Here is a 20,034-nt window from a genome sequence, read left to right on the forward strand (position 1 = left end):
TTATCAATGCAGGGGCGTCGCCAAGAGGCCCAAGGCACCAGGTTTTGATCCTGGCATTCGTAGGTTCGAATCCTACCGCCCCTGCCAATAGCGGCTGTGTCCGCGCCTTCCAGCGCATCGCCCGCGCGGGACGTGGAAACAACCGCGGTGTTGTCAGCAGCAAGGGTCCATCGGGGTCCTTGCCGACTCCGGATCCCCGCCACTCGTCCCCGCCCGAGACAATCATGATGCAAGAGTCCCCGAACCTGCTGGTCTTTTCCGGCAACGCCAACAAACGTCTGGCGCAGAACATCTGCAAGGAACTGGGGGTCCGCCCGGGCAAGGCGCTGGTGTCGCACTTCTCCGATGGTGAAGTGCAGGTGGAAATCGAAGAGAACGTCCGCAAGCAGGACGTGTTCGTGATCCAGCCGACCTGCGCGCCGAGCGCGGAAAACCTGATGGAACTGCTGGTGCTGATCGACGCGCTCAAGCGCGCATCGGTGGCCAGCGTGACCGCCGTGGTGCCGTACTTCGGCTACTCGCGCCAGGACCGCCGCATGCGTTCCTCGCGCGTGCCGATCACCGCCAAGCTGGCGGCCAAGATGTTCAGCACCGCTGGCGCTGATCGCGTGCTGACCGTCGACCTGCACGCCGACCAGATCCAGGGCTTCTTCGACATTCCGGTGGACAACGTGTATGCGTCCCCGCTGCTGCTGGCCGACATCTGGCGCGCCTACGGCACCGAGAACCTGATTGTTGTCTCGCCGGACGTGGGCGGCGTGGTCCGCGCCCGTGCGGTGGCCAAGCGCCTGGATGACGCCGACCTGGCGATCATCGACAAGCGCCGCCCGCGCGCCAACGTCTCCACCGTGATGAACATCATCGGTGACGTCGAAGGCAAGACCTGCGTGATGGTCGATGACATCGTCGATACCGCCGGCACCCTGTGCGCCGCTGCCGCTGCCCTGAAGGCGCGCGGTGCGCTCAAGGTCGCCGCCTACTGCACCCACGCGGTGCTGTCGGGCCCGGCGGTGGACAACATCACCAATTCCCAGCTCGACGAGCTGGTGGTGACCGACACCATCCCGCTGAAGGACGCAGCGCGGGTGTGCAGCAAGATCCGCCAGCTGAGCGTGGCGGAAATGCTGGCCGAAACGATGCGCCGCATCGCCTTCGGCGAGTCGGTCAGCTCGCTGTACGTCGACTGAGTTTTCGTCCCTGCCGGCAACGGGGGGACATACCCGGATGCTTCTGGTCGCGGAAGCATCTTCAACCGCCACGCCGCAGGGCGCGGCAACAACCTGAGTAGTCGAAAATGTCGAAGACCCATGAAATCAAGGTCACCAAGCGTGAACTGCAGCGTAAGGGTGCGAGCCGCCGCCTGCGTCACGCTGGTGTGATCCCGGCCATCGTGTACGGCGGCAACGCCGAGCCGGTCGCCATCAGCCTGGACCACAACGAAATCTGGCTGGCCCAGCAGAACGAGTGGTTCTATGCCTCGATCCTGGACCTGAACCTGGATGGCCAGGTGCAGAAGGTCCTGCTGCGTGACATGCAGCGCCACCCGTACAAGCAGCTGATCATGCACCTGGACTTCCAGCGCGTGAACGAGAACGAAGCCCTGACCGCTTCGGTCCCGCTGCACTTCGTCAACGAAGACACCTCGCCGGCCGGCAAGGCTGCCGACGTCGTGGTCACCCACGAACTGAAGGAAGTGACCATCACCTGCCTGCCGAAGGACCTGCCGGAGTCGATCGAAGTCGACCTGGGCGAGCTGAAGGCCGGTGACGTCGTGTACCTGTCCAACATCAAGCTGCCGAAGGGCGTGGAAATCCCGGCGCTGGCGCTGGGCAAGGACCACGACGACGCCATCGTCACCGCCAAGGCCGGCAAGGCCGACGAGGCTGACGAAGAAGCGGCTGCCGCAGAGTAATACCGTTACGGTGCCTGCCTCCGGGCAGGCACCGTACTGGAAGGAACCATGGCAGGACTGCGACTGATCGTCGGTCTGGGCAATCCCGGATCGGAACACGCCCGGACCCGGCACAATGCCGGGTTTCATTTCGTTGAGGCCCTGGCGGAAAAAGCCGGTGCGCGATGGAATGTGGACAGCAAGTTGTTCGGCGAGACCGCCAAGGTCGAGATCGCCGGGCAGACGGTGTGGCTGCTCAAGCCCGCCACCTTCATGAACCTCAGCGGCAAGTCGGTCACCGCCGCGCAGCGGTTCTGGAAGATCGAGCCGGAGGAAACCCTGCTGGCCCACGACGAGCTGGACCTTCCGCCCGGTGCGGCGCGACTGAAGTTCGACGGTGGCCACGGCGGCCAGAACGGCCTGCGCGATACCATCCGCCTGCTGGGTCACGGCAAATTCCACCGCCTGCGCGTGGGCATCGGCCATCCCGGCCACAAGGACCGCGTGGTGGGTTGGGTGCTGGGGCGCCCGTCCAAGGAGGATGACGTGCTGATCGCACGCGCCATCGACGATGCGATCGACGTGCTGCCGCTGGCGGTGCAGGGCGATTTCAACGAAGCGATGAAGCGGCTGCACACCCCGAAATAACCGGTAGGTACCGACCGTTGGTCGGTACGGAACCAACCAGAGCGGTAGGTATCGACCGCTGGTCGATACGGAGCCAACCAGAGCGGTAGGTATCGACCGCTGGTCGATATGGAGAATGATTGGAAAAGCAGCGCCCAGGCCGCTGTTTCCCCAATCACTTTCACCCCAGAGAGCTGTCACCCATGGGTATCAAATGCGGCATCGTCGGCCTGCCCAACGTCGGCAAGTCGACCCTGTTCAATGCGCTGACCAAGGCGGGCATCGCCGCGGCGAACTTCCCGTTCTGCACCATCGAACCGAACGTCGGCATCGTGCCGGTGCCGGATCCGCGCCTGAACGAGCTGGCGGGCATCATCAACCCGCAGAAGGTCATCCCGACCGCGGTCGAGTTCGTCGACATCGCCGGCCTGGTCGCCGGTGCCGCCAGCGGTGAGGGCCTGGGCAACAAGTTCCTGGCGCACATCCGCGAAGTCGATGCGATCACCCACGTGGTGCGCTGCTTCGAGCACGGTGACATCGTGCACGTGGCCGGCAAGGTCGACCCGATCTCGGATATCGAAACCATCGACACCGAACTGGCGCTGGCCGACCTGGACAGTGTCGAGAAGGCGCTGAACCGTGCCGAGCGTGCGGCCAAGGGCGGCGACAAGGATGCGGCGGCGCGCAAGCCGGTGCTGGCCAAGCTGCAGGCTGCACTGTCGGAGGGCAAGGCTGGGCGCTCGGCCGGGCTGGACGAGGAAGAGAAGGCGCTGGTGCGCGACCTGTTCCTGCTGACCCTGAAGCCGGTGATGTACATCGCCAACGTGCTGGAAGACGGTTTCGACAACAACCCGCACCTGGAAGCCGTGCGTGCGCATGCTGCCGCCGAAGGCGCGCAGGTGGTGCCGGTGTCGGCCGCGATCGAAGAAGAGCTGTCCCAGCTCGACGACGAAGACCGCGATACCTTCCTGGCGGACCTGGGCCTGAGCGAGCCGGGCCTGAACCGCGTGATCAACGCGGCCTACAGCCTGCTCGGCCTGCAGACCTACTTCACCGCCGGCGTGAAGGAAGTCCGTGCGTGGACCGTGCGCAAGGGCGCCACCGCCCCGCAGGCCGCGGCGGTCATCCACACCGACTTCGAGAAGGGCTTCATCCGCGCTGAAACCATCGCGTATGACGACTTCATCAAGTACAAGGGCGAAGCCGGCGCGAAGGAAGCCGGCCGCCTGCGCCTGGAAGGCAAGGAGTACCGCGTGCAGGAAGGCGACGTCCTGCACTTCCGCTTCAACGTCTGATCCTGCGGCATCGGATCGACCCCGGACGCCCCGCCCTGTGCGGGGCGTTCGCGTTTCCGGTGATGGACAAAAAAACACCAGGCTGCGAAACGCTTGCGGTGTGACGTTCGCCGGTACTTGTCCACAGCAAACTCCCATCGCTTTCCACGTCGGGTGTGGAAAACCCCGCGCGCCTCTGTAGAGCCGAGCCTGCGCTCGGCTCAGGTTGGCATCAGCCGAGCATGGGCTCGGCTCTACGAGGCTTGGCGGTGCGGTGTGGACAAATTTTCACCACGCTTCGAAACGCCTGCGGTGCAATGCTCACAACTACTTGTCCACACCTAGTTCCCATCGCTTTCCACGCGCGTTGTGGAAAAGAACTGCAGACGTGGACAAAAACTCACCACGCCCGGAAGCGCCTGCCCCGCAACGCTCGAACCCACTTGTCCACACCAAACCCCCATCGCTTTCCACGCCGCATGTGGAAAAAGTGCCCGGCATTCCCTTGCCGGGCACGTCCCGCGTCACCAGGTGTACGACACGCCCAGCTGGGCACCGACGTCGTGGAAGCCCATGCCACCGCTCTGCCGGCTCAGTTCACCCCAGCCGCGCCAGCCGCCGGACAGATCCACCTGCACGCCGGCCTTGGCTTCGTAGATGTCACGCGGCAACTGCCGCTGCAGGCGCTCGCCGTCCATTGTCAGGCCCGCACCATTGCCGCCGGACCACCAGTTCACCGCCACGTACGGGTGTACCTGGCCCTGCGCCGGGCTCAACCCACGGCGGTACAGGCGCAGGCCGAGGCGGGTGCTGGTGTCGCCACCGCCGCGGTCCTCGACCACCGTGCCGTTGGCCTCGACCACGCGGTCGCTGTCATAGCGGCTGTGCACCACCTGCAGCTGCGGTTCCAGGTAGACGCCGCGCTGCGCGGTGCGCCGCAGGGGCAGCACATAGCCGGCCTCGGCCGACGCACTCCAGTTGCGGGCGTCATAGCGCTCCTTCTGCAGGCCTTCGCCCTGCACGCTGTTGCGGAAGCGGCCGTACTGCAGCCAACCATCCACATAGGCGCCGCCTTCCATGCGCGCATCCTGAAGCCAGGTGGCATAGGCGCCCACGCTGGTGCCGGTGACCACGCCACGCGCGGTGTAGCCGGTCACCTGCGAGCGGCTGTCATTGCGCGCGCGGCCGTGGCCGAGCATCGCACCGGCCTGCAGCTCGCCCGTGCCACCCACTTCGAAGCGGCGGCCGACGCCGACCAGCACGCTGCTGATTTGCCCATCGACCTGGACCTGGCGGTTGCGGTCGTGGCTGTCGGGCTGCGCGCTGCGAAGGTGCATCCAGGCCACGGCATCACCGCGGGTGCCGGCCTGGGCGGCGGGATCACCGGCGCGGTCGTGCAGGCTGTGCCGGAACATGCCCAGCGCGGCGCTGCGGTTGGCCAAGTAGGCCGCCGGTTCCGGGCGTTCCACCTGCGGGCGCGGCGGATCGATCGGCGGCTCCGGCGGCAATGGTGGATCGATCGGCGGCTCCGGCGGCAACGGCGGATCGATCGGCGGCTCCGGCGGTGACGGTGGGTCGACCGGCGGTTCCGGCGGCTGCGGCGGGTCGACCGGCGGATCCGGCGGCTGCGGCGGGTCGATCGGGGGATCCGGCGGCTGCGGCGGATCGACCGGCGGCACGTATTCCGAGCGCAGGTACCAGTTGCCATCATCCGGGGTCGACACGCCACCCTTGAACAGGAAGTAGTCGTAGGCACCGGCGACCGCGCGTCCCTGCAGAGTGAACTGTGCATCCGACTGGCCAGCCACGGTGATCAGGCGGATCCCCTCCTGTGTCAGTGCACCGGCGCCGCCGGCATTGCGCACACTCACGCTGGCGGTGCCGCTGCTGTTGCCGTTGATCACCAGCTGGTCGCCTGCCGATGTGTCGTCGCCCAGCGCGCGGTTGAAGATCCACTGGCCACCGTTGCCCACGTAGTCGCCGCTGACGGTAACGGTCTTGAAATCGCCGGCCGCCGGCGCATCGAAAGCGATGGTGCCGGCGTGTTCGAGCGTGCCGACGCTGGAACTGGCGCGTACGTTCCACTGGCTGCTGCCATCCAGCGCCAGCTGTGCGACCTGGTAGCCGGAGTCGTTGCGCAGGGCGCCGCTGAACGTGGTGCCGTTGCCCAGCACCATGTGCACCTCAGCCGTTGCGCTGTCGACCACCACGTCACCGCGCAGCATGCTGGCGTCGGCACTGAAGTCGATGCGGCTGGTCGCCACGCTGCTGCCGTCGGTGAACACGGTGTCGCTGACCCGCAGCAAGCGGCCACTGCCGTCGCCCGCAGTCACGTCGCTGCCATTGACGGTCAGTGCGTGATTGCTGCCCTGCAGCCAGAACGCGGGGCCACTGGCGGTCTCGATGTGGCTGTCATTGAAGGTGGCACGGTTCCAGTACGGGCCGAACGCGGTCAGGTAGGAGCGGTAGCCGCCGCTGTTGCTGCCGGTCATGCGGATGTCCAGGCGGTCGGCCTGGGTCAACCGCGCGGTGTTCATGTGCACGATGCCGAACACGTTCTCGCCATCGCTGCGGATCGCAACGGTATCGAGCAGCGCGGTGGCGGTGGAGCCGCCGATGAACACGCCACCGCCGCCGTTGCCGCGCACGTCGATCACGCTGCCGTTGGCTTCGATGCGGCTGGCGGTACTGCCGGTGGAGCCGGTCACGCGCACGCCGTAGGTCGCATCACCGTGCGTGGTGATCCGGCCACCCTGCACGGTGGCAACGCCGCCGGCGATCTCAACGCCATAACCGTAGGTGTCGGTCCAGGTGTCGATGCTGCTGTCGGTCAGCTGCAGGCGCGACTCATCGCTGGCCAGCCAGAATCCGGAGTAGCCATCACGAACATCGAACGCGGCATCGCTTGCGGTCAACTGTCCCCAGCTGTTGATGTTCACGCCATAGCCACCGACGGTGTAGAAGCTGCCGCCGTTGATCACTGCACTGGAATAGGTCTTGCTGATGCGGCTGCCGAGCAGGCGCATGCTGCCGCCCACCGAATGGGCTTCCACGTTCTCCAGCAGCAGGCTGCCGCCGCTGTCGATATCGAACCAACCGCCCTGCAGGTAGGTGTCGTACAGCTCGGCGCGGCTGCCCACGCCGTTGGCCGCCACGCCGGCAAGGATGCCACCGGGGGCGAGGGTGATGCGGCTGTTGCGGATCGTCAGCAGGCCGGCACTGTCGGCGCGCAGGCGGGCACCGCCGTCGGCGCTCATCCGCAGATCGGCCAGGTGCAGCTCGCTGCCCTTGCCGGATGCACCGGCCAGCGTGCCACCGGTCCCGGTCATTGAAAGACTGCCCCCGGCATAGTGGATCACGCCACCGTTGTAGGCCTGCACGCTGCCGAATCCGCTGCCGTTGCGCGTGGCATCGATGTCGACATCGCGCGCATCGATCACGCTGCCGGCACCATTGGCATACAGCGCATAGAAGCCCGTCCCGGTCGCCGGTGCGATCGACAGCGTTGCGTCGCGCAGCTGCACCTGGCCACCATTGGCAGCGGACACGCCGCTGCCATTGCCGGTCACGTGGATGCGGCTGCCGTCGATCAGCGCATTGCTGCCGGTACCGGTGACCGCAAGTGCGAAGCTGCCCGCACTGTGGGTGAGGACGTCGTCGGCACCCAGCTGCAGGGTGTCACCGTCGTTGACCAGCAGCGGGCCGGTGAGGTCTGCGGCATGCGCCGGCAGGGCTGCCCACAGCGCAGTGGCCAACAGGCTGGGAATGAGGGGTACGCGCTTTCCGTGCGCGCGCCCGTACGCACGGCCGTGCCGTGTGGGGGAGGCGTTCATGCTGATGGACTTCCTGTGGCAGGGCGCAGCGAGGCTGCGCGGACTGACGCGGCAGGGCCGCGTCGCTGCGGAAGTCCCACGCCACGGCAATTGCAGGCGCCATCGGACTTCCGTCCCCCACGGCGATGCGGCAACAGCCGGCAGGCGCACCTTGGCGGGATGTCTCCAGCCTAGAAATCGGCACTGTCCGATGGAATCAGGCGTTTCCTAAAGCGGTTGCAGGCCCCGTCGCAGGGCCGGCGGGATTCAGCCGGGAGTGGCCTCAGCCGAACAGCGAGGCCTGCAAGCAGTACTCGATCAGCGCCTGGTCGCTGTCCACACCGAGCTTGCGCATCGCGCTGATCTTCTGCGTGCTGACCGTCTTGGCGCTGCGCTGCAGCTGGCGTGCGATGTCGCCCACGCTCATGCCACTGGTGAACAGGCGGATCACCTCCAGCTCGCGCGGCGACAGCCGCGCACGGACCGCATCCGCATCGGCCGGTTCGCTCGCGGCTACCGGCAGCAGTCCCGGGGGGCGGTAGACGCGATCGGCCAGCACCACGCGCAGGGCCTGTACCAGGCTGCCCAATCCATGGCTCTTGAGCACCACGCCACCGGCGCCGGCGGCATACATCGCCGCGACCAACGACGGATTGGACACCATCGTCAGCACCAGCAGGCGCGTCTCCGGGAAGCTGCGGCGCAGGAACGAGATCAGCTTGATGCCGTCCCCGAAGCGATCGCCTCCCGGCATGCTGTAGTCGGTGATCACCGCCTGTGGCCGGGTCCGGGTCATCAGCTCGATCAGCGTCGCCGGATCGGCCGCTTCGCCCACGATGTCCAGGTCCAGTTCCCCGGCCAGTACGTCGCGGATGCCGGCAAGCACGATCGGGTGGTCGTCGGCGATGAGGATCCGTGTGGTCATGGCAGGGTCGGGTCGTCGGGAAGGGAGGGGGATGCAGCGTCGCGCAACGGATGCAGCAGCTGCTCGAGGCGTCGCTGGAACCCGGCAAGAGCGGCCGCCTGGGTGGCCAGGTCATCGCCGCCGGCAAGGCACTGTTCGATCTGCAGGCCGCTGTCCACCAGCGCAGGTGCACCGACGATCACCAGCGCGCCGCGGATGCGGTGCAGAACCTGCGCCACCCTGGCGGGATCGGCAGCGGCGATCGCCTGTCGCAGGCTGTCCAGGTCGGCCTGCATGGTCTGTACGAACAGCGACTGCATCTTCGCGGGAACCTGCAGCGGGGGATCCTTGTCGTGCGACGCAGTGGACGCAGGGCGCTCCTGCATCGCGACGGCCGGTGCATCGCCGTCGGTGATCCGGGTCAGCAGGCGCTGCAGGACTTCCAGCGTGATCGGCTTGACCAGCACGCCCTGCATGCCCGATTCCTGGCAGCGTTGGCGTTCGGCCGGGTCGGCATTGGCCGTGGCGCCGTGGATGGGCACGCTGACACCCCGTGCCCGCAAGGCACGGGCCAGGCCGTAGCCATCCAGCCCGGGCATGTTCAGGTCGGTCAGCACCAGCGCGAACGCCCCTTGTTGCCAGTAGCCCAGCGCTTCATTGCCATCGCTGGCGACCACGGCGCGGCAGCCGAGCTGTTCCAGCTGGTCGCGCAGGATCGCCTGGTTGATCGGGTTGTCCTCGGCGACCAGCACCTGCAGGCCGAAATGACGCGTCGCCGGCAGGCGCCCTTCGGCGCTGGCCGCCAGCGGTTGGCCGCTGGCCGCGGCCAGGGCCAGCACGATCGCGTCGAATCGATGCAGGCCGACCTGCCAGGCGCCATCGACCTGCCGTGGCCGCACCCCGCCTTCGCGGCAGGCGATCACGCGCGGTCCACCCGCCCATGCGGGCAGAGGGTCGTCCAGGACCAGCTCGAGCAGCACGGCGGACGATGGCAGGCCTGCTGCGCTGTCCTCCCGGTACACGCTGGCCTGTGCACCGCGCTGCTGCAGGCGCTCGCACAGCGATTGCACCAGTTCGCGCACGCTGCCCCGCACCTGTACCTGCAGGCCGGCGGGTAGTTGCGGCGGCGGGGCCTGCTGTGGATCCGGTGGAGCCGAGGGCAGCGGCAGTTCGACGCTGAAGCTGCTGCCCAGGCCGCTCTCGCTGACCACGCGCAGCTGGCCTTCCATCAACGCCACAAGATGCGCGCAGATGGCCAGCCCCAGGCCGGTGCCGCGCATCGCATCGGTGCCCGGGTTGGCCTGGAAAAATGGCTCGAACAGATGCGCCTGGTGTTCGCTGGCAATGCCGATACCGGTATCGGCCACCTGCCATTGCAGCCAGCAGCGTTGCTCCTGCCAGCGTGCCGAAACACGGACCACCACGCGCCCGCTGTCGGTGAACTTCAGTGCGTTGCTGATCAGGTTGTTGAGCACCTGTCGGATCCGCGCGGCATCACCGCACACCCCGGGCGGTACGTCGGCATCGATGCAGGCGTAGAACTGCAGCCCCTTGTTGGCGGCCGCGGCAGCATACGAGTCGAGCGCGTCCTCGGTCAGCCGCACTGGATCGAATGGGCTTGGCTCCAGGCTCAGTTGCCCGGCCTCGGCCTTGCTGACATCCAGGATGTCGCTGATCAGCTGCATCAGGGTCGAGGATGAACGCTGGATCGTTGCAAGGTAGTCCTGCTGCCGTGCATCCAGTGGCGTCAGCCCCAGCAGTTCAAGCGTGCCGAGCACACCGTACAGCGGCGTGCGGATCTCATGGCTCATCGTGGCCAGGAACTGGCTCTTCGCGCGGTTGGCCTGGTCGGCGGCGCGGCGCGCCTGCTGCAGCACCTGTTCGGCTTCATGCTGGCTGCTCAGGTCAATGAACAGGCACAGCACCGCCGGCTCACCGCGATAGCGCGCCGGTGTCGCCGTTACCAGCAGGTGGCGGCCTTCGGGCGTGGCGTAGGCCAGGCCATCGCCCAGCGTGGTGCCGCCGGCAGCCAGTACGCTGCGCCGCCACGGGCCATGCCAGCCGCCGGCATGATAGTCCTCGCCCAGCCAGCGGCGGGCGAGGGCGTTGTCCAGCAGCACATTGCCATCGGTACGACGCAGCAGGCACAGCCCGATCGGCGCGTTGTCCAGGATCGTGCGACTGAAGGCTTCGCTTTCCAGCAGGCGCGCGTGGTTGCTGCGCAGCGGCTCGATGACCGAACGCCGGTACGCGCGCAGCACCAGCGTGCCACCCAGTGCCAGCAGCAGGGCGACCACGGTCGCGCCCAGCAGTGGCCCCTGCGGGTGCTGGAACACCTGCCGCCAGCCGACGTGGTAGACCGCCAGCCAGCCGCGCTCGCTGCGCATGCGGAACTGCAGGCCAGCGAGGCCGGCCTGCCAGGAGGTGCCAGCCTCGCTGGCATCGGCTGCATCGCCCAGCAGGCGCTGGCCGTTGGCATCGAACAGCGACAGCCGCTGGAACACCGGGACACCCAGCACCTGGCGATAGTCATCGACACGGCCAGGATCGAGCAGGCAGGCCAGTGCGGCCTGCGAGTCCTTGTCGTCCTCACCCCACAGGCGCGCATCCTGCGGGGCGTGGGCGATGGCCAGCAGCCAGGTCTGCCGGTCGCGCCATGGCACGCCCACCCAGACGATGCCACCACGTTGCACCGCCGGTCGCGTACCCAGCACCCGGTGGATGTCGGCGATCGCCGGGCGCAGGTGATGCGGGCTGTTCTGGCTCGCGTCGGTACCGGCGATCTGTACCGGTGCGAGCAGCCCGCGCGTGCCTTGGCCATCGACCAGCAGGCATTGCGGCGGTGGATAGCGCGAGGCCGACCAGAACGTGCCGTAGAAGCGCAGGAAACGGTCGCCCAGTTCAGTCGGTGGCGAAAGACTGGCCCCCTCGCTTCCGATCACCGCAAAGTTGGCGAACAAGGGCCCGCGTTGCAGCTCCACGCTGGCATCGGCCACCGGCTGCCCATGCGTGCCGACATCATGCAGCCGCCACTGGCGCAGGAAGCGCTCCTGCTCGCGCAGCGTGCCGTCCAGGCGGCGGAAGTGGTACTCGATCTTGCTGCGCTCTTCGTTGAACAGCTGCGAGCCGGCCGACAGCAGCAGTCCGGCCTGCAGCGTGGCCAGCACCACAACGCCGATCAGCAGGGCGTGGACGCGCAGTGAGCGGCGAGCGAGTCGGCGTACAGGAGCGGCCTCGGCCGGCATGGCAAGTCTCAGGGCAGGGAGCGGTCAGCGGCACCATGGGCAGCAAAGGAGGGACATCCGCCACCGCTGCACAGACAGGATCGTCAATGCCACTTGATGATTTCGTGAAGCGGACGTGGAATCCGTGTCAGCGCAGGGCGGCTCGCGGCGACTCGTCCAACTGCGGCGCTTCTTCGTCCAGCAGGCGGGTGAACTCGTCCGACGGCAGCGCCTGCGAGATCAGGAAGCCCTGCACCTGGCTGCACCCCAGCTGGCGCAGGGCAGCCAGGTCGGCATCGCTTTCCACGCCCTCTGCCACGATGGTCAGGCCCAGCTGGTTGGCCAGCGCGATGACCGTCGACAGGGTCAGGTGCAAGGCCGGGTCGCGCGCGCATCCGCTGACCAGCGCGCGGTCGATCTTGACCTCGGTGAAAGGGGTATTGACCAGGTTGTGGACCGAGCTCAGGCCCTGCCCGAAATCGTCCTGGGCCAGGCCGAAGCCCTTCATGCGCAGGCGGCAGGCGCCGGCATAGAAGTCGCTGACGTGCCGCGTGGTGCTGTTTTCCATCAGTTCGAAGCACAATTCACCGGGCGTACCGCCGTTGGCCAGGGTCAGTGCCAGCAGTTCGTCGGGCAGGTCCGACTGCTCCAGCAGGTGAGGGGGCAGGTTGATCGATACCGGTACCCGGAACCCTTGCTTGCGCCAGCGTGCCTGCGCGCTGATGCTGGCCTTGAGCATCATCCGCAGAAGATCGCCCTCCAGCCCGTAGCGGCAGATTGCCGGCAGGAAGCTGCCAGCGGCCAGCGTGCCCAGCTGCGGATGTCGCCAGCGCACCAGTGCTTCGGCCGCCACCACGCGTCCTGACTGCAGTGACTTCTTCGGTTGGAACCAGGCCGTCAGGCTGCCATCGGCCATGGCCTGGCGCAGCTGCGATGCATCCGGTTCGGGCGCAGCCGCCGCGCGCGTAGGGGCCTCGCCGGCGGCCGGACGCGCCTGCGCCAAGGCCTCGAACAGGGCGTCCACGTCGGCGGCCGCCACCGGCTTGGGCAGCAGGCCGACCACATCCAGCCCCAGCGATTCGGCCATCAGCCGTGCCGAGGTCATCATCCGCCGCGGGGCCGCGCTGACCACCGCGAGGCGTGGCGGGCGCGGCTGTGCCGCCAGCGCCTGGATGAACTGGATGCCGTCCTGCCCGGGCATCAGCAGGTCGCTGACCACCAGATCGTAGGGCTGGCACGCACACAGCGCGATGGCCGCATCCACGTCTTCGCAGGCGTCGACCTGCACGCCTGCGTGGCTGCCGAACAGATTGGCCAGGAAACCACGCTGGAAGGGCTGGTCTTCCAGGATCAGGACACGCTGGGTCATGCGAGGTCTCCTTGGCGCAGTGAGGTGAGCGCCTTGCGCAGGCGTGCGATGTCGATGGGTTTGCTCAGGTAGCCCTGCATGCCACTGGCCAGGCAGCGCTCGCGCTCCTCGGCAGTGGCATTGGCGGTGGCGCCGATCACCGGCACCGGGTTGCCGTCCTCGCGCAGCTGCCGGGCCAACGCGTGGCCGTCCATGCGCGGCATGTTGATGTCGGTCACCACCAGGTCGAAAGACTGCTCTCGGCATCGCTGCAGGGCTTCCACGCCGTCCTGTGCCAGCTCCACGTCGCAGCCGAGGGTGCGCAGCTGCTCGGCCAGGATCACCCGGTTGATCGGGTTGTCTTCGACGGCCAGCACGTGCAGGCCCAGCGGCATCGGCGTTGCCGCGCGCGATGTTTCCGGCAGCGCCGCACGTTGCTGCTGCACGTTGGCCAGTGCATTGCCGATCGCGGTCATCCCATGCAGGGTCACCACCAGGCTGCCATCGGCGGCAACGGTGGGCTGGTCGCCGCCGTCGATCGATGCCACCACGCGAGGGCCTGCCCAGGCCAGCGGCATCCCGGCCTCGCCGTCCATCAGGATCGCGCCGTCATGGTCCAGCAGTGCAGGGTCGCCCTGCAGGGGCTGTGCGTTGGCACCCCAGCGACGCAGCCAGCCGCAGGCACTGTCGACCAGTTCGCGATCACGGCCGCGCACCAGGATCGGCGGCTCCGGCAGCAGGGTCGGGCCATCCTCGGCGGCGGCCAGCACCGGCAAGGGCAGGCGCACGCTGAAGCTGCTGCCCAGGCCGGGCTCGCTCACCACCTGCAGCTCGCCGCTCATCAGGCGCACCAGGCGGTCGCTGATGGACAGGCCCAGCCCGGTGCCCTGTGCACTGGCCGCGCCACGGACCTGGCGGAATGGTTCGAACAACCGCGCCTGTTCCTCCGCGGCGATGCCCACGCCGGTATCGGTGACCTGCCAGGCCAGCACGCTCGATTCACCTTCGCGCTGTACCTGGCGCACGCGCAGTACCACCCGGCCATGCTCGGTGAACTTGATCGCGTTGCTGAGCAGGTTGCCCAGCACCTGGCGGATGCGGTCGGCATCACCCAGCACGCGCGTGGGCAGGCGCGGGTCGGTGCAGACCAGGATCTGCAGGCCCTTGCAGGTGGCCGATGCGGCGAAGCTGCGCAGCACGCTCTCGGTCAGCTCGCGCGGCGAGAACGGCGCCGGCTCCAGGCTGAGCTGCCCGGATTCGATCTTGGAAACATCCAGCACATCGCTGATCAACTGCAGCAGGACCGATGAGGAACTCTCGATGGTGCGCAGGTACTGCGACTGCCGGGCGTCCAGCGAGGTGTGCCCGAGCAGCTCCAGCGTGCCCAGCACGCCGTAGAGCGGAGTACGGATTTCATGGCTCATGGTGGCCAGGAACGCGCTCTTGGCCTGGTTGGCCGCATCGGCGGCCTGGCGTGCCGACGACAGCGCGGCCTGTGCCTGGCGGTGCCGGGAAATGTCATGGAACACGCACAGCAGCACGTCGTCGCCCTGGTAGCGGCAGGCCGCGTGCAGCACCTGCAGCTGACGACCGTCGCGGGTGGTGAATTCCAGTCCACGCCCGCGCTCGCCGGCATGTCCGCGCCATGGCGCCTGCCAGTCGCTGTGTTCGCCTTCTTCGCCAAGCCAGTCGCGTAGCAGCTGGTTGGAGAGCAGCAGCGCGCGGTCGCTGCGGCGCAGGACGCAGATGCCGACCGGCGCCATGTCGATCACCGTCGAACTGAAATCCAGGTTCTCCAGCAGCCTGCGCTGTTGCTGCAGGGCCGGCTGGATCAGCTGGAGGTCCACGCGATGCCGCAGCAGGCGCAGCGCGACGCCGGCCAGCAGCAGCAACAGCGCGCAGACCAGCAGCGGCACCGCCAGGTCACCCAGCAGCAGTTGCGACGGCAGGTGGTAGACCAACCGCCAGCCGTCGTTGCCGACACTTTTCACCAGCGCTACACCGCGCGGAAGCCCGCCACTCCACAGCGTGCCGAAGCTGTCGTCCTGGCGTTCCCGCAGGGTCTTCCAGCCCGCACCATCCAGGCGCGGGGTCTGGCTGGACAATGCCGGCTGCCCCGCACGGTCGAGCAGCGCATAGCCGCCGATGCCCTGGCCGTCGATCATGCTCGCCGCCGCCGCGCCATCGAGCAGCAGCACCAGCCACTGCGTCGGATGCGGGCCGGCCTGTACCGGCTGCGCCAATGCAACGCCACTGTCACCCGGGCGCAGCCAGTGCACCGGGTCGGCCGCCTCCAGGCTGCCGCTGCGTGCCTGCAGCGCACGCAGCGATGGCAGGTGCGCCAGGTCCACGTCGACCTCGCCGCCGGCCAGCCAGTGCGTGCCGTGCGCATCGACCAGCAGCAGATGCGTCTGCAGTGCCTGCAGCGTGTGTTCGGCGCGCGCTGACAACAGCAGCCGCTGGCCCGGTTGGCCGCCAGCACCATCCAGCGGCACCTGGCGCATGCCTTCGCTGTCCGCCGCAGGTGCATCCGGGTTGCCCCTCACCACCGAATCGCCCAGATAGCGCAGCAGGGCTTCGCGCTGGTCGAAATAGATCTGGGCCCTGTAGGCCGCTGCATTCATCTCGCGGCGATGGGTCGAGATGTCCTCGGTGAATGCCGTGAGCAGGTAGAAGCCGGCCGCGGCGGCCAGGCAGACGAAGACGCACACGGTCAGGCAGCGCAGCAGCACCGACGCGGTGGTCGATGGCACGGCCTGCTGCAGCGAAGGGCGGGGGAAGCGGAACATGCAACGATGCTAGGGAGCGGCGCGCGCGGCGCGGAATCAGCTGTTTCCTAAAATCCCCGGCTGGCCGGTCGGGCCGGAGCCTGCGCGCGGGTACCGTTCAGGCGGCGGAAAAAAAGAACCCCCGCCGAAGCGGGGGTCTCCTGTATCGGCGCTGGCCGGGCGCTTACAGCGCGCTGCCACCGAACTTGTGGGTGTACTGCAGGTTGATCGTGCGCCCCACGCTGTCGAACCAGGACACGTCGTAGTACGGGTATGCAGTGTAGGTACGGTCCTTCGGCGGCATCTTGTTGAACACATTGACCACCGACAGCGACAGGCGCGAGTGGTCGTCGAAGCGGTACTGCAGCGAGGCGTTGTAGCGATAGGTCGCCTTCACGTACGGGCTGTCGCCGCTGTCCCAGTCGAACACCTGGTCGTAGCTGTCCGAGGTCGGCAGCTTGCCCAGGCGCGAACCGTACACCGTTGCCGACCACGCATCCTTTTCCCAGGTCACGCTCAGGCTGGTCTTGGTGCGTGGGATGTCGAAGCCGCTGTTCACTGCGAACTGGTCTTCGGTGCGGTCCCCCGGGTAGCGCTGGAAGTCATGCTTCTTCACCCAGGTGTGGGTGCCGTTGAAGATGAAGTCGCCGATGCCCGTCTGCAGGCGGTAGCGCAGGCCGACGTCGATGCCGGAGGTGGATTCGCGGGCGACGTTGATCGGCGCCACGCGCACGCCATACAGGCGCCCGTCGTTGCTGCGGGTGATGCGGGCGAGTGCATCCACGCAGGTCGGCGAGGTGATGTCGGCGCTGCCCAGACGGCAGTTCGCTTCGTTGGCCAGGATCGTGCGCACGTCCATGTCCTGCACCTGGTCGCGCATGTCGATGTCGAACCAGTCCACCGACAGGTCCAGGCCGACGGCCGGCGACCAGACGAAGCCGGCACTCCACGAGGTGCTGGTTTCCGGGTCGAGCTGGCGGTTGCCGGTGCGGCTGCGGATCAGGTTGCGCTCGTAGTCGGCGCAGTCGGTGGCGCCGTCGGCGCGGCAGCTGTACAGGTCTTCGGCGGTGGTCTCATCGTTGCCCGGGCCGGCGAATACATAGTGCAGGTCCGGCGCACGGAACGCGGTGCCATACGAACCGCGCACCAGCAGCGTGTCGATCGGGCGCCATTCCAGGCCACCGCTCCAGGTCGCCTTGCCGATGGTGTGGCCGGAATAGCGGTACTGGTCGTAGCGGCCGGCCACGCTCAGGTTGACCGTTTCGTGCAGCGGCATGCGCAGCTCGGCCGCCGTAGCCCAGCGGTTGCGCGAACCTTGGCCGTCCGAATCCTTCCAGCTGTAATAGTAGTACTGGGTCGCCAGCGGATCAGGATTGAGCGAGTACGCCTGCTGGCCCACTTCCACGGTCGCGGCGAAACCGGCGTCACCGCCGGGCAGGCCGAACAGCGCGGAATTGGTCAGAGTGAATGCCGCCGTCTCCGTGCGCGACTTCGGCGTGTAGGTGGTACGCGCGGCGATCGAATCGTACTCGGCGCGGGTCAGCGGCCGGTACAGGCGTGACGGGTCGGCGTTGTAGATCGGGAAACCGTCGTCATCCACGCCCAGCTGCGGGCCGAGGAACAGGTCATTGGCCTTGGCGGCGATGATCTGCGCCCAGCTGATCCGCGACTGGTACTGCGAATGGCTCAATGCCGCTTCGTAGTCCCAGTTGCCGGCCAGGTTGCCCTTGAAGCCGGTGGTCACGCTGAAGGTCTTCTGCGTGCTGCGCACCATGGCATTGCGCAGGCCACCCATTTCCTCGGGCGAGAACTGGCGCTGCCAGAACTCGATCTCGCCGGTGGCTTCGTTGTTGAAGTAGCCCGACTCATCGCCGTTGGCGTCCATGCGGCCCCACTTGGTGACGTCGCGCATCAGCGACATCGTGTGATAGCCCAGCTGCACATCGGCGAACCACTGCTGGCCATTGTCGAAGTCGTAGCTCAGCGAGGCGTAGCCATTGGCACCACGGCGCTTGCTGAGGATGGTGCCGTAGCCGATCGAGCTGTCGCTTCCGCAGTAATAGCCATAGCGCGGGCGGTAGGCGCGGTAGGTGCTGCCCTGGTTCTGGCCGGACAGCGCTTCGCAGGTGGCCGCGCCCGGGTCCAGGTAGTCATCGTTGTAGTCGGTGCGCAGGTAGGCGCGGCGGGCGATGCGCGAACCCTCGGTGGGGCCGTCCTGGGTCGAGTCCTGGATGTCGCGCTCATAGGCCCACAGCGGCGTCTGCGACTGCAGTTCCACGCTGTACACCGCGTTGAAGTTGCCACGGCTGAAACCGCTGGCGATGCTCATGTCGAACGACTCGCCACCGCCTTCAGTGGTGGTGCCCATGCGCATGTCGATCGTGGTGCCGTCGGCCTTCTTCTTCAGGATGAAGTTGACCACGCCGGCGATCGCGTCCGATCCATAGATGGCCGAGGCGCTGCCGGTCAGTACTTCAATGCGCTCGATCATCCCCAGCGGAATGTTGGAGACATCGGTGAAGTTGCTGCGGCCCTTGAACGGCATCGGGAAGTCGGCGATACGGCGGCCATTGACCAGCACCAGCGTGTGGTTCGGGCCCAGGCCGCGCAGGTCCACCTGCTGGGCACCCGGCGAGAAGTCTGCGCCGCTGGAAGACTGCTGGCTCTGCGTCTCACCGCCGTTCTGGGTCATCGCACGCAGCACGTCCGGCACGCTGGTGAAGCCACTGGAGCGGATCTGTTCGGCGTTGATCACCGTGATCGGGGCGGGGCCTTCCACCTGGGCGCGCGGAATGCGCGAACCGGTGACCTGCACCGCGTCCAGTTGTTGTACCGGAGAGGACGCCGGAGCCTGGGCGGCCGCGGAAGCAGCCACACCCATCAACGCTAGCTGGATCGACCACGCCATCGCCTTTCTACGCATGAGGAATTCTCGGAAATGAAGCCGGCCCGCAGAGGAGGGGCCTGTCCCCCATTCAGATTTCCGGAATGGGCGCGCGCATTTAACGCCTTTTTTATGTCCTTGACTACTGGGTCCCTATCTGGCAAAGAGTGAAAACGCTTGCAAGTCGATTTTGTTCAGGGAGATCAAGATGCGACGCGTTCACCGGACCCTGCGTACCCCTGTTGCCTGGCTGGCGCTGCTCATGCTGGCCTGGCCGTCGGCCGCGCCCGCGCAGGATCTGCAGGGCCCGGGCTTTTCCTATTACGAGGTCGGCGACCTTGAGGCCCCACGTCCCGGGCCGCGTGCATCCGCGATGATGCTGATGGGCGGTGGCGAGTGGGTGCCGGATGCCTTCCAGTGGTGGTTGAAGCAGGCCGGCAATGGCCGTGTACTGATCCTGCGTGCCTCCGGTGGCAATGAACTGCAGGACCGCCTGTACCGCGAGATCGGCGGCACCACCGCGGTACAGACGCTGGTCTTCGACAGCCGCCGCGGTGCCGATGATCCAGCCGTGCTGCGCGTGGTCGCTGCGGCCGATGCCATCTTCATTGCCGGCGGCGACCAGTCGCGCTACATCCGCTTCTGGAAGGGCACCGCACTCAACCGCGCGCTCAACGCCCATGTACGCGCCGGCAAGCCGATTGCCGGTACCAGCGCTGGCCTGGCCATCCTCGGCGGCTATGCCTATGGCGCCATGGATGGCGGCAGCATCAGCTCGGCCGGTGCGCTGGCCGATCCGATGGGCAGCGCAGTCACCATGGACAGTGGCTTCCTGCAGATGCCCTACCTGCAGCGCGTGGTCACCGACACCCATTTCGACAAGCGTGACCGCCTTGGCCGCCTCATCGTGTTCGTGGCACGCGCCGCGCAGGACAGCGGCGACCCTGACATCGTCGGCATCGGCGTTGATGAGGACACCGCCCTGTGCGTGGAGCCCGATGGCCAGGCCCAGGTCTACAGCGCTGATGGCGAGGGCAAGGTCTGGGTGGTCAGCCCCGGTCGTGATGCCGATCGCCTGGTCGAGGGCGAACCATTGCGCTTCCATGCCGTTCCGGTGACCGTGGTCGCCAGTGGCAGCCGCATGCGCCTGGACGATTTCCAGGCCGAGGCCGACTACCAGGCCGTGGCCGACATCAGCGACGGCGAGATCGAGTTCACGCTTCGGTAGCGCCGGCCGCTGGCCGGCAACTCACTTTCCCTGAGCTGATGCGCCCCTTGCGGCCAGCGGCCGGCGCTACCCTG

At 67.4% G+C, this 20,034-nt stretch carries 11 protein-coding genes and 1 tRNA gene; 6 read left to right on the forward strand and 6 right to left on the reverse strand.

Annotated features, from left to right (window positions below; translation table 11 throughout):
- Window positions 1-10: 10 nt before the first annotated feature.
- The 5 genes from QP609_RS03800 to ychF all read left to right on the forward strand — a co-directional run bounded on the left by QP609_RS03800 (window position 11) and on the right by ychF (window position 3,813).
- Window positions 11-87: transfer RNA gene (locus QP609_RS03800), tRNA-Gln, on the forward strand.
- Between the two features lie 140 nt (window positions 88-227).
- Window positions 228-1,187: a ribose-phosphate diphosphokinase gene (locus QP609_RS03805; RefSeq protein WP_005415400.1), complete on the forward strand. Its 960-nt coding sequence runs from the start codon at window positions 228-230 to the stop codon at window positions 1,185-1,187.
- Between the two features lie 107 nt (window positions 1,188-1,294).
- On the forward strand, window positions 1,295-1,912 hold the full coding sequence (locus QP609_RS03810; protein ID WP_010481743.1) for a 50S ribosomal protein L25/general stress protein Ctc: 618 nt from the start codon (window positions 1,295-1,297) through the stop codon (window positions 1,910-1,912).
- A gap of 48 nt (window positions 1,913-1,960) precedes the next feature.
- Window positions 1,961-2,539, forward strand: coding sequence for an aminoacyl-tRNA hydrolase (gene pth / locus QP609_RS03815; RefSeq protein ID WP_049416981.1), 579 nt, complete (start codon window positions 1,961-1,963; stop codon window positions 2,537-2,539).
- A gap of 182 nt (window positions 2,540-2,721) precedes the next feature.
- Window positions 2,722-3,813 (forward strand): redox-regulated ATPase YchF, encoded by a 1,092-nt coding sequence (gene ychF, locus QP609_RS03820; protein WP_197621248.1) that lies wholly within the window; start codon window positions 2,722-2,724, stop codon window positions 3,811-3,813.
- Window positions 3,814-4,316: 503 nt separating this feature from the next.
- Here ychF and QP609_RS03825 read toward each other — a convergent pair.
- The 6 genes from QP609_RS03825 to QP609_RS03850 all read right to left on the reverse strand — a co-directional run bounded on the left by QP609_RS03825 (window position 4,317) and on the right by QP609_RS03850 (window position 18,771).
- Window positions 4,317-7,625, reverse strand: a complete 3,309-nt coding sequence (locus tag QP609_RS03825) for an autotransporter outer membrane beta-barrel domain-containing protein (protein ID WP_197621249.1) — start codon at window positions 7,623-7,625, stop codon at window positions 4,317-4,319.
- A 262-nt stretch (window positions 7,626-7,887) separates the two neighbouring features.
- Entirely contained in the window at window positions 7,888-8,529 is a 642-nt protein-coding gene (locus tag QP609_RS03830) for a response regulator (RefSeq protein ID WP_014036089.1), read from the reverse strand.
- Entirely contained in the window at window positions 8,526-11,753 is a 3,228-nt protein-coding gene (locus QP609_RS03835) for a hybrid sensor histidine kinase/response regulator (protein WP_197621250.1), read from the reverse strand. Before QP609_RS03835 ends, QP609_RS03830 begins: the two co-directional genes overlap by 4 nt.
- Window positions 11,754-11,880: 127 nt before the next feature.
- Window positions 11,881-13,101, reverse strand: a complete 1,221-nt coding sequence (locus tag QP609_RS03840; protein ID WP_032956914.1) for an EAL domain-containing response regulator — start codon at window positions 13,099-13,101, stop codon at window positions 11,881-11,883.
- Window positions 13,098-15,869 (reverse strand): response regulator, encoded by a 2,772-nt coding sequence (locus QP609_RS03845; protein WP_197621251.1) that lies wholly within the window; start codon window positions 15,867-15,869, stop codon window positions 13,098-13,100. Before QP609_RS03845 ends, QP609_RS03840 begins: the two co-directional genes overlap by 4 nt.
- A 163-nt stretch (window positions 15,870-16,032) precedes the next feature.
- Entirely contained in the window at window positions 16,033-18,771 is a 2,739-nt protein-coding gene (locus QP609_RS03850; RefSeq protein WP_197621252.1) for a TonB-dependent receptor, read from the reverse strand.
- A 169-nt stretch (window positions 18,772-18,940) separates the two neighbouring features.
- Here QP609_RS03850 and QP609_RS03855 point away from each other — a divergent pair, with 169 nt between their 5' ends.
- On the forward strand, window positions 18,941-19,960 hold the full coding sequence (locus tag QP609_RS03855; protein ID WP_197621253.1) for a cyanophycinase: 1,020 nt from the start codon (window positions 18,941-18,943) through the stop codon (window positions 19,958-19,960).
- Window positions 19,961-20,034: the final 74 nt, after the last annotated feature.

It is taken from the genome of Stenotrophomonas sp. 8(2023) (assembly GCF_030345295.1).
Taxonomy (GTDB): domain Bacteria; phylum Pseudomonadota; class Gammaproteobacteria; order Xanthomonadales; family Xanthomonadaceae; genus Stenotrophomonas; species Stenotrophomonas muris.

Bases quoted from the DNA above. Each gene is read 5' to 3' on its own strand.
- QP609_RS03805 (WP_005415400.1), top strand. From the start codon at position 228: ATGCAAGAGTCCCCGAACCTGCTGGTCTTTTCCGGCAACGCCAACAAA.
- QP609_RS03810 (WP_010481743.1), top strand. From the start codon at position 1,295: ATGTCGAAGACCCATGAAATCAAGGTCACCAAGCGTGAACTGCAGCGT.
- pth (WP_049416981.1), top strand. From the start codon at position 1,961: ATGGCAGGACTGCGACTGATCGTCGGTCTGGGCAATCCCGGATCGGAA.
- ychF (WP_197621248.1), top strand. From the start codon at position 2,722: ATGGGTATCAAATGCGGCATCGTCGGCCTGCCCAACGTCGGCAAGTCG.
- QP609_RS03825 (WP_197621249.1), bottom strand. From the start codon at position 7,625: ATGAACGCCTCCCCCACACGGCACGGCCGTGCGTACGGGCGCGCGCAC.
- QP609_RS03830 (WP_014036089.1), bottom strand. From the start codon at position 8,529: ATGACCACACGGATCCTCATCGCCGACGACCACCCGATCGTGCTTGCC.
- QP609_RS03835 (WP_197621250.1), bottom strand. From the start codon at position 11,753: ATGCCGGCCGAGGCCGCTCCTGTACGCCGACTCGCTCGCCGCTCACTG.
- QP609_RS03840 (WP_032956914.1), bottom strand. From the start codon at position 13,101: ATGACCCAGCGTGTCCTGATCCTGGAAGACCAGCCCTTCCAGCGTGGT.
- QP609_RS03845 (WP_197621251.1), bottom strand. From the start codon at position 15,869: ATGTTCCGCTTCCCCCGCCCTTCGCTGCAGCAGGCCGTGCCATCGACC.
- QP609_RS03850 (WP_197621252.1), bottom strand. From the start codon at position 18,771: ATGCGTAGAAAGGCGATGGCGTGGTCGATCCAGCTAGCGTTGATGGGT.
- QP609_RS03855 (WP_197621253.1), top strand. From the start codon at position 18,941: ATGCGACGCGTTCACCGGACCCTGCGTACCCCTGTTGCCTGGCTGGCG.